Consider the following 22883-nt stretch of genomic DNA (forward strand, 5'->3'; position numbering starts at 1 on the left):
AGCACCATAGTGGCGGTCACAAGATTCAGTCCTCTACCCCAATAGCGCTTTTGTCTCTTTAGGCTCTAGATTTTGTGAAAGTACTATATCAAAAATGAAAATCAACCCTATTGAGACATAAAAAACGCCTCAGACACGTGTCCCGCAAGGGTGTACTTAAATGAGACAGAAACGGCGAGTGGTCACTCGCAAATAATTCCGGTTCATGACGGTCGATTGCAGGTCTAACCAGATGAATGCAGGTTCATTCGCAAATAATCCCGGTTTGCTGGCTCGAATAGACGCAATCAATCCCGGTCGAAAAACTCGATGATTGCAGGTCGAGGCCATTTCGATTGCAGGTCGTTACAGATACCAAGGCCGCAAGTGGTCTTTTTCTACGTCGTCGGCCCCGGTTTTTTAGGCCAGGGCTTGAAGGTGCAGCTGAGCGTTTTCCTCGAACTTCAGGCTCCTGACCTGGCTACTGTTTCTTGCACAGTCTCACGATGCAGTTGGTAATAGTCTTTGTCCTTCCAAGCCTCGCAAAATGCAGGGGAGAGCCCTGTTATTGCCATCATGAACGCCTTGCAATCTGCGTCGTTAAAAACCGGCAGATCGTTCTCGCTCTTGATGAACTCCGGGTAAGCCTTTTGATCGGCGGCCACCACGTCAAGGGGAAGCACGTCAGAAACGATTCCGATCAAACTCATGTAGCGCCAGTGCGCTTGATCCAATGACTCAAGCTGCTTCGGGGTGGCCGTCTTCAACGTGGTGGTGAATTCTTTTGGTGTCATAGGTGACCTCGATCTTCGCGGATGCGAAACGCCGCATCCCGTTACCGCGAAAGGCCCAATCAAGGGCCGTGGTGTGCAGCGGGATTTTCCGTGAAGTTGTTGAGGCTTGCTGGTTAGCGAATGACGCCAAGGCGAAAATGTCTATTGAATCGCTGGGGTCTTCCATTCGCTGGCTTCATCGGCGATTTCATCGCCTGCACCGCGAGGGTATTCACCCCGAGTCTGCTTCCAGCACAGGTAGTTGAGGAAATTCTCATTCCGCTGCGCGATGGAATGCCAAGAACTCATCCAGCAGTCTTCGGAATACCCGTTCCATGCGAAGAAAAGGGCGATATCCCCCCAATGCGCAATCTCCGGGTGCAGGTTCCTCAGCTGTGCAAGCTCGGCCCGAGTACCAGCGTCGTAGTCGCCGTTGTCGGTTTCAGCTTTGGTGTTATTCACGAAGGTCGACGCTTCAAAACGAAATAGCATCTGATTTTCCTCGAGCGATTCAGTATCTGGTCAGTGGATCTCTCTTGCCTCAATGAGGTGATCGAGCACCTTCACAACAGCGGCCTCAAACAGGTGTGCCGCCTCTGGGGGATCCAGATCGCTAAAGAGCTGTTTGCACTGCTCAGGCCCCAACCTGCCCAATCCTCTTACCAACGCGTTGTACTCATCCCTGTCGAGATGTGATGCACCTGCGTGGGCGATATCAGTTGCGGGCACCAACGTGGCTGACAATGCAAGGTATTCGCCGGCGATTTCAGCGACCTTGCCGAACAGCGACACGCGGTGCCATTCGGTCTTTTCGACTTTCTGACCGGACTGCTTGTCAGTCCACTGTTCGCTGGTTGCCAGACTCAGGTTGGTCACGGCGTTACCGTTAGGCAAGTAGCGAACTTCGGGATCCTGGCCACACGTACCTACTAGAATGACTTTATTAACACCTCTTGCCATGTTGATTGCTCCTTATGATAATCGGTTGTGATGTACCTATTGCATTGTTTGGATACGTGTTTTTTATGCTGGCCGCGGTGCCTTTGAAATTGCAGGAGGCGCTTCCTTGTTGTGGATGCCGTGTTCAGCTTGCCGCTCGCGGATCAGCTGAGAATGACGTTTGACACCTATTGTCTCATCGATGCTTGTGCCTGCCTCGGCGAATGAATGGAATTCCCCGTGCGGCTTGCGCTCACCATCTACTGGTTTACTAGGGATACCGGTGCTGTATGGAATGTGAGTAGACGTTTTGACCAGGAACACGTCGAACCTATCACCAGGTCCTTCAGTGTTGTGCATGATATCGAGGCGATGCCCATGCACCAGTCGTCCCATCTCGCCACGCTCATTGAGTTGCGCAGCTTCTGAGGTGTGGTTGTATTCGCGGGATGCGAAAACTCGTGAACCGCTTATCACTCTCTCGCGCAGTCGCTCATCACCTACTGCAGGCGCTGCCGGCAATGATTCAACTTGGAAAGCGAGGTTATGGCTAGGATCCCGGAACGGCGCTGGAGCCTCAGGCCCTTGGTGTTGGGCCAACTGGGCAATGAGTTTTCTGGTCTGCACCAGGTTCTCTACATCCTTCGGCTGTGCATCGATCAAGCCCACCAGGTCCTTGTATTCACTTCCGGTCAGCCTATGACGTTTTTGGTCTGCGATATCCTTCAGGACAGCCTGCCAGTCTTGTACGCTCAATGCACTCATCGGTGTTCCTTTCAAATTTGCTCAATCGTTCTGATGGGGGACGACTTCACGATTCGGGTTGGACCTGCAGCCTTTGCGGTTACGAATTTCTTCATCGCTTGGTCTTTGGGTGTTGTCGAACCTGAACGAACCATCGTCGTATTGCTCTAGGTATCCCCAACTGCAGTCCTTTTCATTTTGCCCAACCTTCGGAGGAAGCTCCCACCAAGGCTCGCGGCTCACTAATTGCTTCATATGCACCTCCGAGTGATATGGTGGCCATCACAGTTTTACGGTCGTTAACACTTTGGTAGACTGACGATCGCGCAGCTCGATAACACCGTGCACAACTTCTCCAGCTGCAGTCATACCCGACGAACTCGGAATGTACAGGTACAGGGTACCTCGCAGATCTAGGGTGCCCTGCGCCCTCGCCTGCTCGATCTCCCGGGCTTGATTTTGGTCTGAGACTTTTATACTGCAGGGGAACTGGGATGGCTTGATTTGCAAGTTCATTCCCGCATTATTTCGCACCGGGTTAGCCCAGCAGTATTGGCCGTAGCTGGTGATCGGAAATGAAGAGCTCGTGAAGTCGTAGGGCCCCACAACCACGTTTTGCAAACCCAATCCCTCAGCTACCGAAGCGGCTTTTATCGGAATAGAGTAGTAATCGTTTTTGGCGTACTCGTTCAGCTGCTCCTGTATCACCGGCCACTTAGCCTTTTCGATATCCCGTTTTTTGAAAGCATCGGAGGTGGCTTGATATTCCGGTGATAACCATCCCAGTTTCTGGTCAGTTGTCGTGCCGCTCGGAGACTTGGCCAGCACCAGGTACGTGAGCGCCTGACCGCCAGCAAAAGTATTGAGGTCGACGTACCCACTCAGGGGCACTGAAGCGTCAGCAGGTCTCTGGGCCTGTGTCTCAACTGGGGCATTAGACTGTGACGCTCTGCTGACTTTAGGGCTGTTGAGCAATGAAGAACCTGAGGAGCCAGCGCTCGCCGCTTGTTCTGTGTTTGCCTTGTCACATCCGACCATGAGACAGCAGGCTGCGAGAGACAGCGCAGTCATTTTAAACTTCATGGAAAGCTCCATTCCTTTGAGTAGATCGTTTGTACGGCTCACCCGAACAACGTATGCATATCGGACTTCCATGCTCCTGGACGATTGATTCTCACACCAATCTCCCTGAGGTTTGGAAGGCGTGTAACAAGCTTGAGTAGCGGATGAGGACTTTGGTCCGGGCCAAGCTCCCAGCTATCTATCTGGTCGAAATCCACCATCACACCACCGGTGCTGATGTCGACGTACAAGGCTTTTTTAGCCACCGGATCAAAGCCTACATACCGGTTGTAGGCCACCGAGATAGCTTCGTAACGTGGCTTAAAACCTTCACTTTTGAAGCTTTCTACCTGACGCTCCAGACGGCGTCGCAACATGCCAGGTGCGACAGCGAACAAAAAATACCCGAGCGCAGCGTAGAGCAGTCCAGCCACAATCAACGTGCCTGCTACCTCAGGGTCACGGCGGTAATCGAAGCACGCGATCAAAGCCACCGGAAGGACCGGCACCAGGCCCATTAGGTAAAACGGTCGAAGAACCCACCATGCAATATTCATAATGATCTCCTTTTTTCGTATCAGATACACGATACGGAATAATTAATTTTATTCTACCACGACCACTTGACAGGTCAAAGCCCTATTGATAACGGGGCCATGAGGCCCCGTTTGTCATTGCTACGATTTTATACCGTCACCAGCTTTTGTACCTTTGTTCGGCCCTCCAGAAGGTCCCGGTTTCGGCGCGAGATGTTCGAGCTTATTGCCGAACACGTTCAAGGCGTTCTTCATCTTCTCATTGTCATCACGACCCATGGTTGCCGAAGCGTGGCCTCCTACCCAGTTTATCACCTGGTCCGGGACAATCATGATCAGGTTGAAGCAGCTGTGAACCAGGTTTAAGCACATCGAGCAGTAGATTGTCAGGAAGAAAATGATCGAGAACAGCCCCGTAGTCGAGTCAAACTGCGCATTCGCCAACGCCACCCCAAACAACTGGTTTAGCAGCGTGCCGCCAGCGATAAGTGCTGCGCCACCGAGGAAGAACCCGAGAACCATCAGGATCGGCCGCACCATCACGTTGAGCAGAAAGATGTAACCATGTGTTGTCTTTTGCCCCATACCATCGCCCTCACCGTTCAGGTGAGTGATAGCCCAAAGAGGTGCAGCTATAACTGCCTCGCCAACCACAACCAGCCAATTAACAGCTGCTCCGAACCAGATGATGAAGGGGACCATCGGCAAATAGGTAGAGAGCGTCCCGCCCAAGATGAACAAGGCGATGATGAGCACAATGATGAAGGGGCCAACAGCACCAAGCACGCCCGAAAGCGCATCACCGACAGAGGTGACTGCATTCGCAACTTTCGAGAAGGCGCCGGCGACACTCCAGCCATCTTTGACCTTTTCAAGGGTCTTTGCAGCTACGTATCCACCTAGAGCTGTCTCGGCCGCTACCATCGTGTAGTCGCCGAGGTTCTTCATCTTGATCAAAGGATTTAGCTGGCCCATGCCTTCGCCGCCGGCGTTGACGTCGACCAGATAATTGACGATACGTTGGCCTGGCGCGGAAAAGATACTGCCAATGATGCTCCCCGCATCGGCACCACCAGCCCCTTTGGAATAGTCACCGCTGGATTGAGTACCCAAGGTACTAGTCCAGGTAGAGGTTTCCTGTTGCGCCTTGTACGCCGCCATTGATGAGGCGTAGACGTTCACGATTGCAGGATCTCCACCAGATGACATTCCGAACACAGACGCTTTTGCAGCCATAGCATCCGAAAGCTTAGTGTTTGCTTGTGCGAACGTCTGATACCAGGCCCCCAGCGTCCACCATCCTGCCTCTTTGATGCTTGAATTCATTTTGCTGGCCAGCTGACCAATATTTCCCTGTTTGGTAGCTGCTACGCTGTTGACGGAGTTTTCATACGCCTGCGATGCAGACTGGACGGCCATCTCCACGTCAGGAAGGGAGGTGGTTTGCCCTGATTGACGCTGGATCACCGCATTAACGAAGTTCTGAGCGCTAGTACTGAGTGTTGCCTGCATTGCCTGCAGTGCAGCCAGGTGAGCTTGACGAATGTCTGATACATCGATGGTACCGCCGAACCAGTCAGTGGAAACGGACTGAGGTTCCAGATCGCCTTGAATGTCAGCCCCACCGCAAACGAAGCTTGAGTTCTTCAGAATAAAACCGCTTTGGGTGGCAGATTGCTGTACGTATCCATTTTGGGTAACTAAAGCACCGCTCGCCTGCGCCTGAGCGATGCCTGCGTTGATACCGTGAAGACATAGATTTGCCTCGAAGACGCTGTGCGCAAGGCCCACTGTCGAGGGCATGACTGGTTGTACAACCATGGAGGTGCCGTCGGTAAAAGCTTCCATAGCGCTATCGACGCCGAGGTTAGCAATACCTATGCCCATTACGGAGGCTCCCCAGAGCATCAGCAGTTGGGATAACGACCAGCCACTGGCCGTTGGGACCAATGAGACCAAACCCCAGACAAGTCGCACAGGCCCCCAGATCGTTGTCTGTTGTTTGTCGAAGACCGAGCCGTCATGAGCCGTACGTGTCAGCTTGCGGAAGACGATATAGCAAGCCCAAATAGCCCCTACCACCAGCAGCGCGCCATTGAAGACCTGAAAAATGCTTGCAAGAATGGTATCGCCGCTCGTGTCTCCCCCAGCCAACGGGTTATTTACAACATTGCCGTAAATCGACACCAATGCTTCCCGGGATTTATCGCCTGTCCTTTTCGCAGCGGCTGATATCTCGCTAATAGTCGTGCCATCCGCCGCCCAGGTTGGCAGTGATACAAGCCAGGTAACCAGAAGCCAAAAGCTCTTACTCGCAATCGCTTTCATAGCCGTGCTCCATTGGTTTTGCCGTACTGAGGGTTCAGCGTTTTCAGCAACCAGTTCGGGTTTTCTTCCAGAAAGTCACTAAACCCCCCGTGCTCGGCCGCAGACAGGCGTCGGGTTTCCAGTTGCCACATCCGAAACTGAGCGCTCAATGCGAGCGCGAACAAAAGAGGGGATGCAGCTGCAATCGACAAAAGACTTTGGATGATCGTTTTTATGGAGCCATCGATACAGCCGCTAAAAATACCGAGCAGCCCCAGCAGCCAAAAAATTGAACCAGCGAGCAGCGCAGCGCGCTTCCGGCGCAGGAAGAAGATATGCAGTTGCTCAACAGACATCGCACCTGGTTTACGGTTGGCAATCGCGTCGTCGAACGTCATTGGCTCACGTTCGGTGGCCACCTCGTCATCGCCGCGCAACAACGCTCGCTTAGCTTCTGCAGACATTTCTGTGATGGTTGCCCAGTTCTCTTTTGTCTTGGCTGCTTCCTGCTTAGCAAGCTGCACGGTCTGCTTCATCGACCAGAATGGGAAAATAATGCGCATGGCTATAGACGCGGCTTGCTTCGACTTGGATGGCTGTTGTTCCGTCATCAGTGGCTACCTCCCATATGGCCAGATACAGCCCGGTACTTTTGGCTCAACATCGGCTCAAACTCCGAGCGAGCGCCGCTTGCGAGGTTTAACCCGTTGATCACATTTCCACGCTGGACGTCGTTACGAAGCTCGAGCAGCAACCAGTTCGTTTGCGACTGCACCCGGATCTGCTCACGGAGCAGGTTGTCACCTTCCATGTTCTGCAAATCAGCCTGGTACTCGGTATTGGCGTAACGGCGTCCAACTTCAAACGATTCGAATTCCCTGGCCGACATTGTGCCGGTTGCTTTCGCCTGCGAAGACGCAGTTTTGGCGTAATAGGCCTGCGCCGAGGACGACTTGAGCGTGTCGACAAGCAAATCTTTGGTCGCTGGATTGGGTTGGCTATCAGCGACGAGCTGGTCCTGTGGATCAGTAGCCGCCGAAAGGATCGAGTTGTACTGATTCATGAGTCCGATGTACTGCGAGCCAGCTTCGCTTTCGGCTTCACCTTTGCGTAGTTGACTGCCGATCGATCGCCGAGCAGAGTTTTGGGTATACATCTGCGCAGCGTCGGTCTGTTCTTGGGAGAAGGTGAGATCTGCACTCTTGCCGTTAGGACCGGCGCCGATCATTACGGAATCAAGGCGCTTGTCAGCTCCGGGCATTGTTGTTGAAACGTTCGGGCATGCGCTGGCCCCACCATACGCTGCGTAGTCATCTGTGTCGCAGTAGTCAGCGTGGATACTTGCAGAACGCATGGAATCGACCTCGCTGGGTGGTGCCGGCGAAGTCAGTGCCTGAGCAATTTTGCGGTTTTCAGTTTTGCCGCCGCCACCAGACCTCATGGTAGTTTTTATTGCGGCAACACCTGCTTTGACATCGATAGCACCTCCAGAAGCAGATTCGCTGCAAATGGCGTTGGAGACGTAGTAACGCTGACGTGCGTCCTCATAACGTCGGTTTTTTTCCTGAGTCGCTGCGAACTCCCGCTCAACCCGGGCCGCAGTTTCGACCGTGTTAGCAACTTTACTGCTGCCTTGAGTCACCGCGGTACCGACCTGGTACAGCATCGTATTCACTGACGTCGCCATTGCGCCCACAGCAGCTGTGGTTGCGTTCACTGCCAATGTGATGCTGAGATTTGCTGTTTCCACAGCGCCAACCACACACCCATCGCAAATCGCGTATGCAGGCTTGGAGGCGAACATTCCTACCGTCAGCATCGCAAACGCAAGGGGGGAAAACTTGAGTACGTTCATTAGATATTTGCTCCTGCTGTGCGGCTTGCTCGGTACTCGGCTGTCATCTCATCAGCGAGGTTCATGACAACCGACTTTCCCTGTTCAGCGCCTGCCTGCAGTTCCAGCTGTTCAATGTAGGTTTTTGCAGTACCGAGGGGGAATCTGGCGGCGAGTACTCTACGTGCCGCTATTGAGCCCAGTCGGCTGTATAACGCGGTCCGTAATGAAACGTCCTGCTGGGTAGTAGAAAAGGCCCATAGTTCCAATGCACCGGTGGTGTTAGTGAGGATCTGCGTGATGGTGCCCTGGTTGGTTTTGAAAATGGCAAGCATGTTCGCGCCTTCCGCTGTCGGGCCAACGCATTTTCGATGAAGCTCGCTAATGGTCTGGTCGGAAACCTGAAAAGATTCACGAAGAACATTTTCATCACTCCGGTTCCCGCCGCGCAGCACGTACACCGACGTTGATGCATCTAAAAGAGGTTGAGGGAAGTCGTTCATGAATTGGGAGATCGCAATAATTCGGATACCCCATTTACGACCTTCTCGACCATCTTTAATGATGGTTTGAACCGGAGCTTCAAGGCCATAAGTGTTGTGCCACTCATCATAGGCAATAATCTTTTGCTGCGAAGCAATGTCGTCCGCTCGTTTGATATGATATTCCGCATACAGCTCAGGAACTACTTGCAGTAACTCCTCTCGGCGTAAGAAATAGTTCTTAGCGGCGAGCTGCCTAGCAAAAAGATACATACAAGAGGTTTTGACAGCACCTTCAGCTGTTTTAGACCCAATGACGTCATTTAGGTCGATTGAAATAACTCGAGTTGTAGCATCAAGATCGAAGCGGGTACGGCGGGAGAACAAAGCGAAAGTGGTTGTGGCGACCACAAAACAACGTGACATATAGGCGAGCAATGGCTCACCACTCTTTGTGTGCACGGCCCCAAACATTTGTTTAATACTTTCGTTGTTCAACATGGCGTTAAAATCGGAAAGTACCGGCGATGCTTGCCGTTGGGCGATGGTTGCTTCCTGGACATATCCGGCCGCGAACAGCATGTCGGTCACTTCGTACCAGGTGGCAGTAGACCACCATTTTTCGTCATGCTCCGCCAAAATTCCTGCTTCCAAGAGGATCTTGTCCAACAATGGAACAACCTCAGGTTCGTATTGAATCGCCCCTTTTTCAGCTCTGTCGTCGTAAACCAGTGTCACTAAGCGCTCGTTGACACGGGAAACCTCAGCAGGTGCCCGGCCTAGTTCTGTGTCGGTGCAAAGCAGATTAAGGAAGTCAACTTGGAATTCACGTTCCCGATTGGTAGGATTGCGGGCACCTAACTGCGTATCGAACGGGTTAACTGCATAGTCAATGCTATTTTGCAGCTTAAGGAACACTGCTTCGTTTTTTCGATGCTCAGGTAGCGAATCTCGAATTACCTGGATCAATCCAGATGAAGAGTGGCCAACGTCCACGATAGTCATCAATGGGAGTTGAATTGCCCCTGGACGGTGGATCGTTGCGCTGTTCATAGTGTTCACGGTTACAGACTTGCCGGAACCTTGAGTACCCGAAACGAGGTCGATCCATGTGTCCTGAATAGTGCTACCCAGACCCACTGGATAGATTTTGCCCTCAGGAGTCCTGAGGATCCACGAACCGGTCTCAGCCCAAGGAGTCGCAGGCCGCTGAAGAGGGAGCATACCCAATGCTTCATTTAGAGGGAGCAGCAGTCGATTTGCAGGGTTCTTCGTAGTGAATGCAGGGATGGTAGATGCGAGCGCCGCCATAGGATCGCCATGATTCTGGTTAACCTGGCACGTACCCCACGATTGAAGTGACTTTTCCAAGGATGACATGCGCTGTTTTACCGTGTTCTCGTCCTCAGCCCATGTGGAAGCTGTCACTTTCATCGAAAGAACGGCCTCTTCTTTTTGGAGCTTTTCTAAATAAGCGAAAGCTTCACGTATAGAGTGATTGCTCGGCAGAACTCCTACAAACCCGGCAACCATGCGTCGCACACGCACCTCATGAAGGCCGCAGGGGTTTAGGTCAAATCGAATTCGCCAGGGGACCACCTGATCAACTGCAGAAAAAAGCTCTTTAAATGGGAGTGGATCCTGCGGCCCTAGCTCCATACCCAAGGAACCGTGCCAAAGGCTGCTGGTTCGAATAAAATTTCCATGAGGCTCTACATTGTTGCTGCAGATTTGATAGCTCAAACGAGGAGGAACCAGATCTGAATAATCGTCAGATCGTTCAGGCCCGCTCGGTATGTGGCGATCCCCAAGTAGGGTCGGACGAAACTTTTGGGAAGTTCCCTCACGATTTATCATGATTCGGACGCGCTTCACAGCTTCGTGCGCATTCAGAGGCTTCATCATGATCCCTTTTTGCCCGTCAACGCCGCAGTTTGCGAAATCATCCTGTATTCGCTTGATCATTGTGTCATGGCGATATTTCAAAGCTGAAAGAGCAAATGCAGGGTTTTGTCCATACTGCATACGGGGTACATCATGCTTCGCCAAGCTCTTGGTGAGCGCATTCAACTCGCGCTTTTGTTCTTCCGAACTCATAGCATTCAGATGCGTATATACAACGAGGATATTCTGCTCCCACGAGCACAGAGGATAGTTTCGCATTACGCGGTCTAGAATAATGTCCTCGGTTTCGAGACCAATACGACGAGCTGTGTTCAGTAAAGGCTCAGCGAGCCTCATTAGTTCATCCTTAGCTCGCTCAGGATCCCTCTCAAATGAAAATGTCAACGAATGTCCATAACGCTTCATATAGCCGGTCATTCGAACTCGTAACGATTCGATCATTGCTGCAAATTCGTGCTCTGACAGCATCTGAAAGGTACCTTGGAGGTCGAAAACTGTAAGTAGCGAGTATCCATTATTGACCAAAGTGTACGGGTCCTTCAGGTCTGGAGAACGCCGAATGTCTTCATCGGTCACACCTACTGCAGTCATCAATTCGCAGTAGCTTGTCATGTCTTTATTGATGAGATGTCGCGCAAGGTACTCAATCGCACCCTCAACAGCATCTACGCATTTCTCCAAAACTCCCATACCCGTCCCCTTCAGCTCGGCGCATTAATTATGTCGTGATACACATTTGGCCAAGATGCTGTAGGTGAAGCTTTATAAGCATCTTGAGCCCATTTTTTAGCGCTTACGCTGTAGGTCCCAGGGTTAAAAATTACCGCAAGGTCTCTAAAAACAACACCGTGGACATCGGCCCCTACACCCTCCATTTTTATTAGCGCGCTAGCAAATACAACTGGCTCAAAAGTTCCCCACGCCGCCTCGGTATATTGTCTGTGTGAAGCCAGCCAGTTTAGCAATTTCTTAGCATCAGACTTGGTTGAATCATCGCCTGTTTCTAAGGCAACTAATATGCATCGCTGAAGGTGATTAACATCTTGAGCAATGAGTCCTGGAAGGTACACGATGAATGCGTTTCCCTCCCCCAGTTCCCCAAGATGCTGCCATCCATGACACAGAGAATCTACGGCGCGCAAATTTTCCTTGCGCACATCCTGGTGGTTGTGGTTCAAGTTGTGAATTTCCAAACTCTGCGTAGGAAATCCACAAAAGTAGCAACGGTGTTTGCTTTCGCGTAAAACCTCGGTTCGCAATTCGAGGCTCAAGGATTTCTTTCCAGGCTCAGTAGAATCTGGTTCTTTATCACCCCAAACCAGCGCTTTGGTTGAGAAAGTCATACCTGGCAGTGCTGGACGTTCAAAGTTGCGACCGAGCGTGACGTCGGGGACTACCATGTCTGGGTGAATATCTGCGCTGCTCATCAAACCTCCAAGGCAGTCTTTCAGACTGCCAGTTCTTGCAGTTGGTTAACCTGGTACAACGCCCTGCTGGCCAGCAGCGATACCGACAGTTTCACCTGCAGTAGTCATCATGAAGCCAGTTGCGCCGAGAGCGGCCCCACCTAAAAGCGGGCCCCAGATCTGAGTACCGGTGATTCGACTGTTCTCGCCTTGCTGGGTTTTTTTCCACATGTTCATGCCTCCCCAGCCAGCACCACCAAACCCCAATACTGCAAAGAGCTTTCCGAAACTGTCTTTCAGTGAATCGCCCTGTTCCGCTGCCGTGGTCCCCATGTCAGCTAAGCCCGCAGCATGTGCTTGCGCGACAAACATGGTTGTCATGGTAATTCCAGCGCTCGCCATCATGATTCGACGTTGCACCGGGTGCCGGCTGTATTCGTCGGTTTTGGTAATCAGGTGTAGGTGAGCTTTACGTAAAACATCGCCGACTAATTCGAACGCTTTAAATTTCATAACGACTCTCCGTTTTGAACTACCAATAAAGTTTAAATGTTTCTTGAAACGCATCGATCATTTTGTCTACATGAACTAGTGCCGCGCCTGCGATCAAATGGGTCAAAGCACGCCATATCAGATCATCAGCACCGTTTGAGGATTCTCCATCAATGCTTGCTTTTTTCAAGAGCAGCAATCCTTTAAAACAGAAGAACCCCCCTGCAAGGCTGGCGAGGGTCAGCACCGCATTTACGGCCTCCTTAAATTTACCAAATTGCTCCGCACCGCTCCAAGAGATTGCGCCGTAATTTGCCTGACCCTCTGAGAAAGTCGTCCAGACGGTCCCAATAGTCCCCGATAAGTTGAAAAGTAGTGCCCCAATAATGAGAACCATCACGGTGCCGCCAGCAGATATTGGGCGACGGCCTGGCTCAACACTGGCGAGCTGCATCCTGCGAAGCACCATTCCTGAGTACACGAAGCCGACCAACCCTCCGAGGCTCCACAGTAGTGCCCACATCACTCCGGTCAGCGAGTTCGCTGCCGCAATGATCATGCTCGCGAGATCCATACCTTACTCCTTAGCGGATCACGCCAAGGTTTGTAACAACCTGGCGAGATACCGGATCTATGCGGAGAACCCGGATATCATCAAAAGCATCACCGACTTGTACAACGAAAGTTCGCTGGTCGTGTACCAGCCAAGCTTGATCCGCGTACACTGTGTTAACGCTGTATCCACTCAGCGCCTTAGAAGTGTTACTTGCCGAAACAGCAGACTGGTTACGCGCTGCTTGTATTCTTTCTTTAGGCTTGTTTGAAGTATCAGAAGGCCGAGACTCTAGCACTGCTACTTTGGCCTGAAGCTCTAGGACTTGGCCCTGAAGTTCTCGGACTTGACTCTGAAACTCTGACGCTATTTTGGAAAACGTCTCCAATTCACTTTTAAGTTGGATCATTTCAACTTGTTGACTTACAGGTACGGGTCTCTGAGGTTCATCTAACGGTGCGGCTTTTGAACGCTCATATGAGCCGTATTGTGGCTGGGCAGTTTGGGTGCTGGATTGTTGCCCTTGCGAAAACGAAGAATTGGAACGGATTAACTTCGGCGCGAAGATCCAGATAGCTGCGATGACCACGAGCACCACAAAGAAATGCCAGGGCTTCACTTTTTCAACATACGTATTTATTCTTCTTTTGGGCGCAGGATCCTGCTTCGGTTTCGGATCTGTGTCCGGTTCAACCACGCCTGCTTTTGGGGCTGGAGATGCAAATACATCAATTTCGCCCGCTGTCTGTGTTGTCATGTTGGCATCCTTTCAGCGTTGACTCAGTAGCGAGTCGAGTTCATGGTGTTTGGCTGGCCAAGGCCAGGTGTAAAGCCGGGATAACCGTTGCTCATGCCCTCAGCCTCACCGCTGCCTGTCGCACTAGGCGGTAGGCGGTATTGTGCTTTTGGTTGGCCAGCTGGTTGGCTCAGAGTGTTCAATTCATCTTTCTGGTTCGCTTGAATAGCATTTTTGTCCAGCGCATCACTAGCCATAACCGGGCCGATAAATTGAATACCGATAGTGGAATTTAAAGGTCTGATTACCTGCTTCTGAGGCATGTTAGCGCCGTCATTCGCAAGTACCTTGCCCGCCTGCTGCCCTATGCCACCAGCAAATGTTCCAGCTACGGCCCCCCCGTTAGGTGTTTCGGGATAGGTCGAAATCACTGCACCCTGACTTGTAATAATGTTTTGAGCGCTGCCCTGCTCATAAAGTTGACCTGTTTTGCCAATTGCAATTGCAAGGGCAGGAAGAATGATTCGCTCGAAGTAACGGTTNCGACGCTCTTCCGATCTTGATTCGCTCGAAGTAACGGTTGTTTACTTCTCCCGAAAGGGCAGTCCTCATGCTATCTGGGTCAACCGCTTTAGCAGCGATCTTATAGGAATGCCCTTTCCACTCCATATAACTAAACGTCATATCCACCGTTTCGTTAATACGCTTGTAGCCCATAGCGAAGCAAACGGCTCCTGCGAACGGACCGGATGCGATCTCCGCACGAACCATAGAGTTTTCGTCAGTATCGATCTCAGTTTTGAGGATGGAGGGTGCGAGGGTAAAGCCGGGAACGACTACAATATCCGGAGCTTTCACACCATCTGCGCTATTGGCACCTCGTTGATTACCAATTCCCGCGCTGCTGGTAGCAGTCATAGAAGTAGGCATGATCGATTGAGCATAGGCCGATTGAATGATTTCGGCGTCCCCACTCAATTTCCCTGAACCGTGTGGCTTTTCCACCCATGCAGACATCAAGCCTTTAACCTGCTCAGCAACTTGCTTGTCGTACTCTTTGTTTCGAGTAACTACTTGTTGTTGTTGCGGAGGCTGTTGGTAATAGTAGTTTACTTGTTGGGGTTGCTGTTGTTGACCTGCACTGGTTGTGTCAGGCTTAACGGACTGTGCAGACATAACCGACATGTATGAACCGCCATTAGCCTCAGCTTGTTTGGCATTAGACTCGTTGTACCGGTTCAATACCTGGCGATACTGTTCGCTTTCTTCCGTTTTTGTGCCCTTTGCGGTTGTGGTAATTCCCCGAACAGATGAATTATTTGCGTTACGATTTTGCATATAGGTATAAGCAAGGTAGCTGCCGCAAACGACCAGTAGTGCTACTAGCGCAACAATAACCTTTGTTTGCCGACCAATATCAGCTTGAGTACTCATATGGACCTCAGTTGATGTCAAGTTGAATGGTAACTGACTGGCCCATTTGAGACAGAGTTACAAAAGGGGTTGCAGGGAGCCGATATACTTTGGTCCCATCCCCTGAAGATAAACTCTGATCAAACGCCGTTTGAATGTCTTGCTGAGTGCGGACAAATATGTCGCCGTTGTATTGCCACACCTTCGTATGTGTAGGGACATCGCCATGTGCAACTACGGCTCGGGCGTCCTTGGGGGGGATACCGTCAAGAAAGGCTTGGAGCGTGTCGTCATAGAGAGCAATTTTGCCTGGTCCCATCAGCGGTGCTTTCGCGTTTGGGCCCCGGCCAGGAATGCGTACGTCCAAACGTGCATCTACGATCCGGGATTTCTCACCCTCTCCGTCAGGTTCACCAGTCACGAGCTTTACGACAACGGGCGTTGTAGACCCTTGTAGAAAAAGTGCGATATTTCCTGATTCATATGAGGATGTGGTTGACACCACCACTACGTGTGAACCTTGCATCCACTCGGCTGAAAAGATGTCATCTCTAGAAATTCTAGGTGTGATTGCAAGAGGCCATGGAGCGCCGGTGGAGTCAAGGATTACAAGATTAGAAATCTCTCCAGGCATCACTCGCAATACCGGCAATGAAGCCCCAGGGCTCAGGTCGACAGAAACACTCGTAATTCTTGGAATAGCTCTGACAGGCTGATATGCCTTCGCTTTCCTTGTTTCCTCAAGACTTCCGCGCATCTCCCTAATTTGGCCTGGCGCAAATGGAGCTACAACTTTCATGGCCTCATTAAAATCTGTTGAACCCTCCGGTGCCTGAAGGGGGGGCATGGGTGCGACACCATTTTGCTGCGCCTGATTTACAGCGTTCCCCTGTGCTTGGGCTTGTGGCTGGTTCTGTGGTTGCCCGCCAACGGCGTAATTTCCCGCACCGTAGTTTGTTTGTGGGAAAGCATTTTGCATCTGTGGGTTCACGGTCGTATTCGCTTGGCCTGGCGCCGCTGGGAAATTTGCAGGGGTGCCTGGGCCTTTCACTTGAATCCACTGTCCAGGAACAGGCGGTGCCGGTTGTTGCTGCTGTGGTTGTTGCGCCTGCTGCTGTTGTTGCATCGGTTGCGGCTCAGCAGCTGGAAGCATGGCAGCGCTTTGCGTCGCCTGTCCGTCTTGCGCGAACGCTGTGTTGACTGCCAAGACAAGCATCGGCACTACAAGCTGAAATCGTTTCATATGGTTCCTCCCTCAACGGGGCTTGATGACGATGTTGTCGAGGGCTACGCCCACAAGTGAATCGAGTGTGGGAATGCGGGTAACTGTCACGAGAGCGATGAAGTTCTGAGCTGGTTGCTCAGTTACTTGTCCTGTCAGCTTTATCTCGATTGGAAGCTCAACCTTGCGAACCCATACATTGTCGACAAGGCGGTCACTCACAATTACCCCTGTACCTGCGGTCACGGTCATGTTCATGCGCTTGGTTTTAATCGATTCCAGGTATCCCCCAGATTCGAGCTGCTGCAGGAATTGCTTAAAGCCTTCGCGAGTCCAATCTTCACGGGCATCTTCCAGCTGGCTGCGGTACTGCTGAAAATTGATTGTCAGCGATCGGTTGATCGCGTCCCGGGCGAATTGGATTACGTCAGCCGGTTTTAGATATGGCTCTGAAAGGGGGACCAGACGAATCACCCGCGTACCATCAGCTGCGAAATATTGGCGATCAGGGTGAACAGCGAACCAACCCAGCATTAAGTTGAGCGCTACCGAGGCCACGAGGCCCCATGTCAAAACCATGTTTGACTTCACAAAGGAGCTGGAAAGATCGCTGAGACGCTTGCGATCTTTTTGCTCCTGAGCAATCGGGTCTGTGGCATCGACGTTCTGGTGCAGCGTCTTCGCAAGGTTGAGCAATTCCTGCTCATATTCCTTGCGGCCTTGGTCGCTCCCGGTGCCAACCGCTGCCTCGCGTTGAACTTCCGATGTTGGCTCTCGCAATTCGGTCATTAAATCCCCTCCGTTTTCCGTATTCTAACCATGATGCGGAATCGGTCAATAGCTAATGTTCAATGTCGAAAGCCTCAAATCGAGGCCTTCACGCGAAATTTGGTTCTCACGTCGCAGACGATGCGGAATTGCCATTGGTGGCACATAGCTGCCATGCCGGCGATATGGACAGTCGTACATCACCGACGTTTCATTAGCTAAGTCGTATATCGCCGACATTTTGCCGCCCCAAATGGTGCGAAACTCCCTGCCTCATAGGGCTTTGCTTGGGGTGAGTCGGTTTAACTGAGGGGGATCGACCGTTTAATACGCTTGATGGTTGATTTAGGCGCAAATCGTACATCGGCGACAAAATTTATTTGCCTGTGGATAGAGTCGTATATCGCCGACACATTGGGTCGTACATCGGCGACACTTTTGCCGTATATCGCCGACGCTTCATTCGTATATCGCCGACACACGGTCAAGCGTCAACGTAACATCCACGCGGCCTGCAGCCACCATAGGCTATGGCATAACACGCCCACGTTGCTTTACATAATCAACAAATAAAAAGAATTTATAACATGCTGGAAAATGCTGAAGGCCACGTCGCACGCGGGCTACAGTGGGTTGACGTAAGCTTTTGCAAGCTCTAGCCTTCGCCGGAATCTAGATCCGCGTAAGTTATTTTTCAGAGGCTAATTGGGATATGTAGACCCCCTTCCCTCTTTTCCGAGGATGCCTTTGGCCTTTAGAAACCATACAAACCACTCTGAGGAGATCGGCCTTTCAGGCTGAAGAAAAAGAGTACGAACAAGCACCCTGGCAAACGCCGGGCAAAAAAAAGAGCCATCACGTCTCATCCTGGCAGATAGTCGACGTGAGGCTCACCGATTAGGTAGCTCGATTATGGACACCTGCGCCTTTGCGTGCAAGGTACACCGCGATTTTTATCGCGCTGAAATTACCTTGCCCCTCTGTACGGATAATCTGCTATGAATCAGGGTAAACCTGGTGCTCTGCAGACGCCTGTCGACCCACGTTTTTTTGTTGCTGATACTGCCCTCAACAGAGTCTTTGAGGAGGCTTCGTATCTGGCTAGATGCAGCGACAACAAAACGGCTATGCGAGTGCGTCCCCGCGAGCACGCAATTCGCTATCCCTACATGCAGGTAAATCGGCTAGATCGAGTCTCATGGCTCATCTTCGATCTGGATCACGCTAACTCCCTCATTTGGGACGATGCCCGTCTCCCACCTCCGAACCTGATTGTCCGCAATCGTCATTCAGGCTCTAGCCACCTCTACTACGCGATCATTCCGGTGTGTACCTCGGATAGCGCCCGGGACAAGCCAATTCGCTATATGAAAGCTATTTACAAGGCTTTCGTTGATCGGCTGAAAGCTGATCCTGAGTATCATGGTGGGCCAGTCGCTAAAACGCCGGGTCATCCCTGGTGGCATACGAGGGAATTACACAGCAACGTCTATGAGCTCGCCGATTTAGCAGAGTGCGTTGAGCTTGAACCGGTTACCCCATGGGGCAAAGGGCCGGACCTGGATGCCGTGTCGCATTCTCGGCACTGCATGCTGTTCGAGAACCTCCGCTTTTTTGCATACAGCATTGTCAACAACGAGCGTGAGCATGGTAGCTACGACCATTTCATGCAGCGTCTTACCGCACATGCCCATAACAGCAATCAGTTTGGTGGCCGTGGTGCTTTCCGTGACGATTTGCCCCTGTCCTCGATCCGATCCACTGTCCGATCAGTCGGCCGTTGGACCTGGAATCGCTACACAGGTAACAGCAGATGTCATAGGGGCGTCATGGAGCTGGACAAGTCTACTCCCCTCGCTGAGCGGCAAAAGCTCTCAGCAAAACGCACCCATGAAGTACGTAATAAAGCCACAGAATCCAAAATCCGCGCTGCGTGCCGTTCTCTGCATAGCCAGGCTAAACCTTTAGCGATCGCTGCCATTGCCGCCCTATCAGGGATCACCAGGCAGACGGTGGCCAAGTACCGTCATGTCATTAACGAGACACGCTCGAATGTTGTGGTTGCGCTGCAACCGCCCTTCACGACGTCGCCCCCTGCAGTACCGAAAACACCAGGCTGGCCGAGCCAGGTCAGCAAATCTGTGTGTGTTAAGTATGGTGCCAATCAGATACCTGCTGGTGGGGATTCGACCCCGCAGGGGGAGATGCTCCACGCCTTACCTGCTTTGTTCGATCCTTTGATTGTCTCAAGTGACAGTTCGTAACCATGACAGTGAGTGTTTCGGCACACTGAGATCTTGATCACCAGAAACATTTGCCTGTGTTAGGTCTGCGTATGTACGTACGTATGCGCGTTTGGTACCATGATCCTATGCGTTTCGTCACGACGCTCACCTGGCGGCTACCAGGTCAATGTTCTAGGAGCAGGTGTTTTATGAACCAGTTACAAATGGGTTTGTTCTTTGATGAATCCAGTTTCGATATCGCTGTTAGCGAATCTGGATCTTGGAATGTTCCCTCTTTCAATTTCCGCGAGTATCAACGGCTCGTGACCGAGGCTCGGGCACACATTTCATCCGTTTCACAGGAATTGATGCCCTTCTTTCTTCTCGGTATTGAGGCTAGTGAGCAATCGCTGTCTCAAGCATCCATCGATGATCAGCGGCCTTCTCAGTGGCGCGCTGTTGCGCATTTTAATGACAGCTTGTGGCTCGAATTGAACGCCGTGGCAACAAGCTTTGTAGGTTCAGGTGCGGTATGCAAGGTTCGTACTGCACCTCGATCCTATGTGATAGGCGTCTATGTGGAAGGTGTAGGTTCAATCATCGTTCACGGATGGTTGAGTACCGGTGATTGCCGGTACTGGGCCGAGTTTCTGCCTTGGCGTTCCTGCTTCTTCCGGCCCAGTTTTCGTGACGGTGTTTCCGTCATTCCTGAGGTTTACTCCAGGTGGGAATATGCAGTGTCATGCATGCAATTCTCCTCAGCCGGCGACAAGGTTCCGTCTGTCACCACAGTGAAGGTAAACGGCCGTGAGTATGTACTTACCAGCGCGGCTTACAGTCGAGAATATCGCGAAGGCGAAGCATGGGCTTTCGTTCGACTTCGCGACTGGGCAGGTTCGAGCTTCACCTATGACCAGAACATCAAAGAAATGGAGGCTGGAAGGAAGGAGCGTGGTGATCAGCGTGGTACTTTGGCTAAAATCCGCGGAGAAATCTGTGTGCTCTCCGAGATGGTCATTTTATCGGATCACTCATCTTTGTAGATCCGAGGTAAAACAAAGCCCAGACGGCGGCTACCGATCTGGGCTTCTACCAGGGTGAACTCGTCTAGGAGCGTCTGGATTCTTCCATGATAGCGATTCCCCGACGACAGCTCAACAGAGTGGGCTGCACGGTCCGCCATTCAGTTCCCATGTAGACTGCAGTGATTCAGAAAAGAAGATTTAGCTATGAGTGATGAAGGCGAAAAGAAACCCAAACGTGGCCGTAAACCGAACCTGGTCCCTTACGTTCAGACGGACATGTTCCAGGCCAATATGGTTGAGTGGCCCGTGAAAGACGACCTGGCCAGTATGGAGTTTCCACTTTTCTCTTTGTCCACTATTCCGGATACAGCCATCCGCGAGTATCACCAGCCTGGTACCAACAAGCGCGTACGAATCATTCCACCCGTAATCGGCGCCGCAACGGTTTTCGACAAAGATCTGCTGTTGTTCATCGGATCCCAAATTATCGAAGGTCGTAAAGCGGGGTTGCCGATTTCAAACACGGTCAAATTTGACTCTTATGATTTTCTCATCGGCACTGGTAGGGAGCCAGGAGGAAACGCTTACGTGAACATCCTGGACATGCTCCGGAGGCTCAAGGGTACGCAGATCGAGACAAACATCGTCACCGGTGGCGAGGAGCAAACTAAAGGCTTTGGCTGGATACATGACTACACCATCACCAAAAAGACCGGGAACGGTAAGGGTGTTCTTGAAGGCATCGTTCAGATCTCAGATTGGATGTACAAAGCCCTGCTCCACTATGAGGTTTTGACGATTGACCGGCGCTATTTCGCGTTGAGGATGCCCCTTGAGCGTCGTTTGTATGAGCTTGCTCGCAAACACGTTGGTAACAAGCCAATTTGGAAGGCAGATATCGTCCTGATGCAGCAAAAATGCGGTTCTACGCAAGATCTGCGATATTTCAGGGCTGACGTGCGCAAGATCATCAAACGGGACTCCTTACCTGACTACAGAATGGCTTTGGATACGAGCTGTAAGCCTCATAAAATCGTGTTCTATACCAGGGACACCAAGATTTTGTCAGAAGAGCTGGTGGCCTCTGACAAAGCTGCTTGGTTTGAAACGCTGGAGCGATTTGAGCCCGCTTAGTCGTATATCGCCGACATTTAGGGGCTGCTGATGCAGCCTTTTTCTTTGTTTGTTGTTTACATACGTACATACGTACGTATACTAGGCGCGTAGCTCACTTGAGCTGCTCCCGGCGGCTACCGGGGATTAAACGAAGTCTAGGAGTGAGCAAATGAAGCGTATACCTCTGCGATCTATTGACCGAGATGACATCCAGCACCTTCAAGATGAAATTGACAAGCTTCAAACAGCACAAAGCGTCATGCTGGAAGCTAACCGAGCTTTAGAGCTGGGTGATGAGCTTACCCTGATTCGGCTAGGACTAGATCCAACTCGCATTGCTGATCTTGAGCAGCGTCACAAGGCTGGTAAAAAGGGTTTCCCTGACTACGTGATTCGCAACCTATCCAACACCATCCAGCATCTGCAGGAATACCGAAGGGCATTTAGTCAGCATCGCCTTAACAAGGATGAGCAAGCTGAATAAGCAGTGGTTTATTTATGTACGTACGTATGTGGTTGCGTACGTGCGTACATGTATAATGGTTGCTTGTTATCAGTCCATTTTTTGAGGCAATTGTATGAAGGCTAAAGCACCTGTTACGACGTCAAAGGGTGACGTTCCCACCCGAGCCCATAAAACTATAAGCCTTCGAACTGATTTCAACGAACGCTTGCGTGAGGAAGCTTTCACGAAAAAAACAACGGCATCTGCTCTGATTGAAAAAGCGCTTGCAGAGATGTGGGGAATTCAACAATAAGTCTGGCCTATAGATTTAGGGTCTGCAACATGCCTAAGTTCTCAAAGCTTGAGCGGTACGATGGGCTCATGGGAAATGTCCCGGATCCTGTTATCGCTCAGATGGCAAACACAACAACCGAAGCCGTGCGTGCGCGAAGAATCAAGCTCGGCAAACCTGCTTACTCCTCTCCTCCTCCTCACCAGGATGCCCTTGCGCTCCTCGTACCTTTTCTAGGGGCCTATCCCGCCACACTGCTTGCACGTGCGGCTGAAGTCCCTCTTTATCAAGTTTCAAAGCTCATCCAATCCTTAGGTGTTACTCCCTACCAACAGCCGCGCCCTGATATTACGGTTTACGATCATTTACTGGGCAAACAGCCGGACCAGGATCTTGCAAATATTGCTGGTTGTTCAAAGGAGGCTATCAGGCAAAGGCGTGTTCGTTTGAAAATTGAGTCATATCGAGAATTGACCCTGCGTACATCCCGAAAGGTCGAATAAAAGGCTATTAGAGAGCAGTGTTGCTAGTAGCAACATTAAGGATAAGCGTACGTATGTACATACGTACGTCTATCGGTTAGAATGCTTAGACCCAATAGGTAACAGTGGCGGCTACCACTTTACTGC

The 22883-nt window shown here is 51.4% G+C and carries 24 protein-coding genes and 1 pseudogene; 6 read left to right on the forward strand and 19 right to left on the reverse strand.

Annotated elements, in window-relative coordinates; all coding sequences use genetic code 11:
- Positions 1 to 443: 443 nt before the first annotated feature.
- From ABJ99_RS12770 to ABJ99_RS12850, 19 genes and pseudogenes are all read right to left on the reverse strand, one after another.
- The gene (locus ABJ99_RS12770) at positions 444 to 773 is read right to left on the reverse strand and encodes a hypothetical protein (protein WP_054086144.1); all 330 of its coding nucleotides are present in this window, start codon (positions 771 to 773) and stop codon (positions 444 to 446) included.
- A gap of 141 nt (positions 774 to 914) precedes the next feature.
- Complete coding sequence (locus tag ABJ99_RS12775) at positions 915 to 1244, reverse strand: hypothetical protein (protein ID WP_054086145.1); 330 nt, start codon at positions 1242 to 1244, stop codon at positions 915 to 917.
- 255 nt (positions 1245 to 1499) lie between these two features.
- Positions 1500 to 1712: pseudogene (gene ssb / locus ABJ99_RS12780) on the reverse strand (single-stranded DNA-binding protein); the annotation flags it as partial.
- A 63-nt stretch (positions 1713 to 1775) separates the two neighbouring features.
- Positions 1776 to 2456: a hypothetical protein gene (locus ABJ99_RS12785; protein ID WP_054086146.1), complete on the reverse strand. Its 681-nt coding sequence runs from the start codon at positions 2454 to 2456 to the stop codon at positions 1776 to 1778.
- A gap of 21 nt (positions 2457 to 2477) precedes the next feature.
- Positions 2478 to 2690 carry a hypothetical protein gene (locus ABJ99_RS27040; protein WP_080378141.1) on the reverse strand — a complete coding sequence of 71 codons (213 nt, stop codon included), beginning with the start codon at positions 2688 to 2690 and terminating at the stop codon, positions 2478 to 2480.
- Between the two features lie 27 nt (positions 2691 to 2717).
- Positions 2718 to 3518, reverse strand: coding sequence for a hypothetical protein (locus ABJ99_RS12790; RefSeq protein WP_054086147.1), 801 nt, complete (start codon positions 3516 to 3518; stop codon positions 2718 to 2720).
- A 38-nt stretch (positions 3519 to 3556) separates the two neighbouring features.
- A complete protein-coding gene (locus ABJ99_RS12795; RefSeq protein WP_054086148.1) occupies positions 3557 to 4054 on the reverse strand; it encodes a hypothetical protein in 498 nt (165 codons plus the stop codon).
- Between the two features lie 120 nt (positions 4055 to 4174).
- Complete coding sequence (locus tag ABJ99_RS12800) at positions 4175 to 6361, reverse strand: DotA/TraY family protein (RefSeq protein ID WP_054086149.1); 2187 nt, start codon at positions 6359 to 6361, stop codon at positions 4175 to 4177.
- Positions 6358 to 6951 (reverse strand): hypothetical protein, encoded by a 594-nt coding sequence (locus ABJ99_RS12805; protein ID WP_054086150.1) that lies wholly within the window; start codon positions 6949 to 6951, stop codon positions 6358 to 6360. Before ABJ99_RS12805 ends, ABJ99_RS12800 begins: the two co-directional genes overlap by 4 nt.
- A complete protein-coding gene (gene traW, locus ABJ99_RS12810; RefSeq protein ID WP_054086151.1) occupies positions 6951 to 8195 on the reverse strand; it encodes a conjugal transfer protein TraW in 1245 nt (414 codons plus the stop codon). Before traW ends, ABJ99_RS12805 begins: the two co-directional genes overlap by 1 nt.
- Positions 8195 to 11251: a conjugal transfer protein TraU gene (locus ABJ99_RS12815; RefSeq protein ID WP_054086152.1), complete on the reverse strand. Its 3057-nt coding sequence runs from the start codon at positions 11249 to 11251 to the stop codon at positions 8195 to 8197. Before ABJ99_RS12815 ends, traW begins: the two co-directional genes overlap by 1 nt.
- Before the next feature lie 11 nt (positions 11252 to 11262).
- Positions 11263 to 11988, reverse strand: a complete 726-nt coding sequence (locus ABJ99_RS27045; RefSeq protein WP_080378142.1) for an HNH endonuclease — start codon at positions 11986 to 11988, stop codon at positions 11263 to 11265.
- Positions 11989 to 12033: 45 nt separating this feature from the next.
- Positions 12034 to 12480 carry a DUF6750 family protein gene (locus ABJ99_RS12825; RefSeq protein WP_054086154.1) on the reverse strand — a complete coding sequence of 149 codons (447 nt, stop codon included), beginning with the start codon at positions 12478 to 12480 and terminating at the stop codon, positions 12034 to 12036.
- Between the two features lie 19 nt (positions 12481 to 12499).
- On the reverse strand, positions 12500 to 13033 hold the full coding sequence (gene traQ, locus ABJ99_RS12830) for a conjugal transfer protein TraQ (protein WP_054086155.1): 534 nt from the start codon (positions 13031 to 13033) through the stop codon (positions 12500 to 12502).
- A gap of 10 nt (positions 13034 to 13043) precedes the next feature.
- Positions 13044 to 13769, reverse strand: coding sequence for a hypothetical protein (locus ABJ99_RS12835; RefSeq protein WP_054086156.1), 726 nt, complete (start codon positions 13767 to 13769; stop codon positions 13044 to 13046).
- 23 nt (positions 13770 to 13792) lie between these two features.
- Positions 13793 to 14071 carry a hypothetical protein gene (locus ABJ99_RS28670; protein WP_195842903.1) on the reverse strand — a complete coding sequence of 93 codons (279 nt, stop codon included), beginning with the start codon at positions 14069 to 14071 and terminating at the stop codon, positions 13793 to 13795.
- Between the two features lie 148 nt (positions 14072 to 14219).
- Positions 14220 to 15182 carry a conjugal transfer protein TraO gene (traO, locus tag ABJ99_RS12840; RefSeq protein WP_195842904.1) on the reverse strand — a complete coding sequence of 321 codons (963 nt, stop codon included), beginning with the start codon at positions 15180 to 15182 and terminating at the stop codon, positions 14220 to 14222.
- 7 nt (positions 15183 to 15189) lie between these two features.
- The gene (locus tag ABJ99_RS12845) at positions 15190 to 16404 is read right to left on the reverse strand and encodes a DotH/IcmK family type IV secretion protein (RefSeq protein WP_220789597.1); all 1215 of its coding nucleotides are present in this window, start codon (positions 16402 to 16404) and stop codon (positions 15190 to 15192) included.
- A 12-nt stretch (positions 16405 to 16416) separates the two neighbouring features.
- Positions 16417 to 17172 carry a DotI/IcmL family type IV secretion protein gene (locus tag ABJ99_RS12850; protein WP_054086157.1) on the reverse strand — a complete coding sequence of 252 codons (756 nt, stop codon included), beginning with the start codon at positions 17170 to 17172 and terminating at the stop codon, positions 16417 to 16419.
- Positions 17173 to 18149: 977 nt separating this feature from the next.
- Here ABJ99_RS12850 and ABJ99_RS12855 point away from each other — a divergent pair.
- From ABJ99_RS12855 to ABJ99_RS28240, 6 genes are all read left to right on the forward strand, one after another.
- Positions 18150 to 19415 carry a replication initiation protein gene (locus ABJ99_RS12855; protein ID WP_054086158.1) on the forward strand — a complete coding sequence of 422 codons (1266 nt, stop codon included), beginning with the start codon at positions 18150 to 18152 and terminating at the stop codon, positions 19413 to 19415.
- Between the two features lie 170 nt (positions 19416 to 19585).
- Entirely contained in the window at positions 19586 to 20419 is an 834-nt protein-coding gene (locus ABJ99_RS12860; protein ID WP_054086159.1) for a hypothetical protein, read from the forward strand.
- A gap of 186 nt (positions 20420 to 20605) precedes the next feature.
- Entirely contained in the window at positions 20606 to 21535 is a 930-nt protein-coding gene (locus tag ABJ99_RS12865) for a replication initiator protein A (protein ID WP_054086160.1), read from the forward strand.
- A gap of 151 nt (positions 21536 to 21686) precedes the next feature.
- The gene (locus ABJ99_RS12870) at positions 21687 to 22001 is read left to right on the forward strand and encodes a hypothetical protein (protein ID WP_054086161.1); all 315 of its coding nucleotides are present in this window, start codon (positions 21687 to 21689) and stop codon (positions 21999 to 22001) included.
- Positions 22002 to 22095: 94 nt separating this feature from the next.
- A complete protein-coding gene (locus ABJ99_RS28235) occupies positions 22096 to 22275 on the forward strand; it encodes a hypothetical protein (RefSeq protein WP_147461969.1) in 180 nt (59 codons plus the stop codon).
- Between the two features lie 29 nt (positions 22276 to 22304).
- The gene (locus tag ABJ99_RS28240) at positions 22305 to 22757 is read left to right on the forward strand and encodes a hypothetical protein (RefSeq protein ID WP_147461968.1); all 453 of its coding nucleotides are present in this window, start codon (positions 22305 to 22307) and stop codon (positions 22755 to 22757) included.
- The last annotated feature ends 126 nt before the right edge of the window (positions 22758 to 22883 follow it).

It is taken from the genome of Pseudomonas syringae pv. cilantro, from assembly GCF_001293775.1.
Lineage (GTDB): Bacteria > Pseudomonadota > Gammaproteobacteria > Pseudomonadales > Pseudomonadaceae > Aquipseudomonas > Aquipseudomonas syringae_P.

What these genes read in the sequence shown, in the direction of transcription:
- ABJ99_RS12850 (WP_054086157.1), bottom strand. Translation starts at nt 17,172, where the DNA reads ATGACCGAATTGCGAGAGCCAACATCGGAAGTTCAACGCGAGGCAGCG.
- ABJ99_RS12800 (WP_054086149.1), bottom strand. Translation starts at nt 6,361, where the DNA reads ATGAAAGCGATTGCGAGTAAGAGCTTTTGGCTTCTGGTTACCTGGCTT.
- ABJ99_RS27040 (WP_080378141.1), bottom strand. Translation starts at nt 2,690, where the DNA reads ATGAAGCAATTAGTGAGCCGCGAGCCTTGGTGGGAGCTTCCTCCGAAG.
- ABJ99_RS12835 (WP_054086156.1), bottom strand. Translation starts at nt 13,769, where the DNA reads ATGACAACACAGACAGCGGGCGAAATTGATGTATTTGCATCTCCAGCC.
- ABJ99_RS12855 (WP_054086158.1), top strand. Translation starts at nt 18,150, where the DNA reads ATGAATCAGGGTAAACCTGGTGCTCTGCAGACGCCTGTCGACCCACGT.
- ABJ99_RS12795 (WP_054086148.1), bottom strand. Translation starts at nt 4,054, where the DNA reads ATGAATATTGCATGGTGGGTTCTTCGACCGTTTTACCTAATGGGCCTG.
- ABJ99_RS28235 (WP_147461969.1), top strand. Translation starts at nt 22,096, where the DNA reads ATGAAGGCTAAAGCACCTGTTACGACGTCAAAGGGTGACGTTCCCACC.
- ABJ99_RS12825 (WP_054086154.1), bottom strand. Translation starts at nt 12,480, where the DNA reads ATGAAATTTAAAGCGTTCGAATTAGTCGGCGATGTTTTACGTAAAGCT.
- ABJ99_RS12770 (WP_054086144.1), bottom strand. Translation starts at nt 773, where the DNA reads ATGACACCAAAAGAATTCACCACCACGTTGAAGACGGCCACCCCGAAG.
- traQ (WP_054086155.1), bottom strand. Translation starts at nt 13,033, where the DNA reads ATGGATCTCGCGAGCATGATCATTGCGGCAGCGAACTCGCTGACCGGA.
- ABJ99_RS12815 (WP_054086152.1), bottom strand. Translation starts at nt 11,251, where the DNA reads ATGGGAGTTTTGGAGAAATGCGTAGATGCTGTTGAGGGTGCGATTGAG.
- ABJ99_RS12870 (WP_054086161.1), top strand. Translation starts at nt 21,687, where the DNA reads ATGAAGCGTATACCTCTGCGATCTATTGACCGAGATGACATCCAGCAC.
- ABJ99_RS28670 (WP_195842903.1), bottom strand. Translation starts at nt 14,071, where the DNA reads ATGCCTCAGAAGCAGGTAATCAGACCTTTAAATTCCACTATCGGTATT.
- ABJ99_RS12775 (WP_054086145.1), bottom strand. Translation starts at nt 1,244, where the DNA reads ATGCTATTTCGTTTTGAAGCGTCGACCTTCGTGAATAACACCAAAGCT.
- ABJ99_RS12845 (WP_220789597.1), bottom strand. Translation starts at nt 16,404, where the DNA reads ATGAAACGATTTCAGCTTGTAGTGCCGATGCTTGTCTTGGCAGTCAAC.
- ABJ99_RS12865 (WP_054086160.1), top strand. Translation starts at nt 20,606, where the DNA reads ATGAGTGATGAAGGCGAAAAGAAACCCAAACGTGGCCGTAAACCGAAC.
- ABJ99_RS27045 (WP_080378142.1), bottom strand. Translation starts at nt 11,988, where the DNA reads ATGAGCAGCGCAGATATTCACCCAGACATGGTAGTCCCCGACGTCACG.
- ABJ99_RS12860 (WP_054086159.1), top strand. Translation starts at nt 19,586, where the DNA reads ATGAACCAGTTACAAATGGGTTTGTTCTTTGATGAATCCAGTTTCGAT.
- ABJ99_RS28240 (WP_147461968.1), top strand. Translation starts at nt 22,305, where the DNA reads ATGCCTAAGTTCTCAAAGCTTGAGCGGTACGATGGGCTCATGGGAAAT.
- ABJ99_RS12790 (WP_054086147.1), bottom strand. Translation starts at nt 3,518, where the DNA reads ATGAAGTTTAAAATGACTGCGCTGTCTCTCGCAGCCTGCTGTCTCATG.
- ABJ99_RS12785 (WP_054086146.1), bottom strand. Translation starts at nt 2,456, where the DNA reads ATGAGTGCATTGAGCGTACAAGACTGGCAGGCTGTCCTGAAGGATATC.
- traW (WP_054086151.1), bottom strand. Translation starts at nt 8,195, where the DNA reads ATGAACGTACTCAAGTTTTCCCCCCTTGCGTTTGCGATGCTGACGGTA.
- ABJ99_RS12805 (WP_054086150.1), bottom strand. Translation starts at nt 6,951, where the DNA reads ATGACGGAACAACAGCCATCCAAGTCGAAGCAAGCCGCGTCTATAGCC.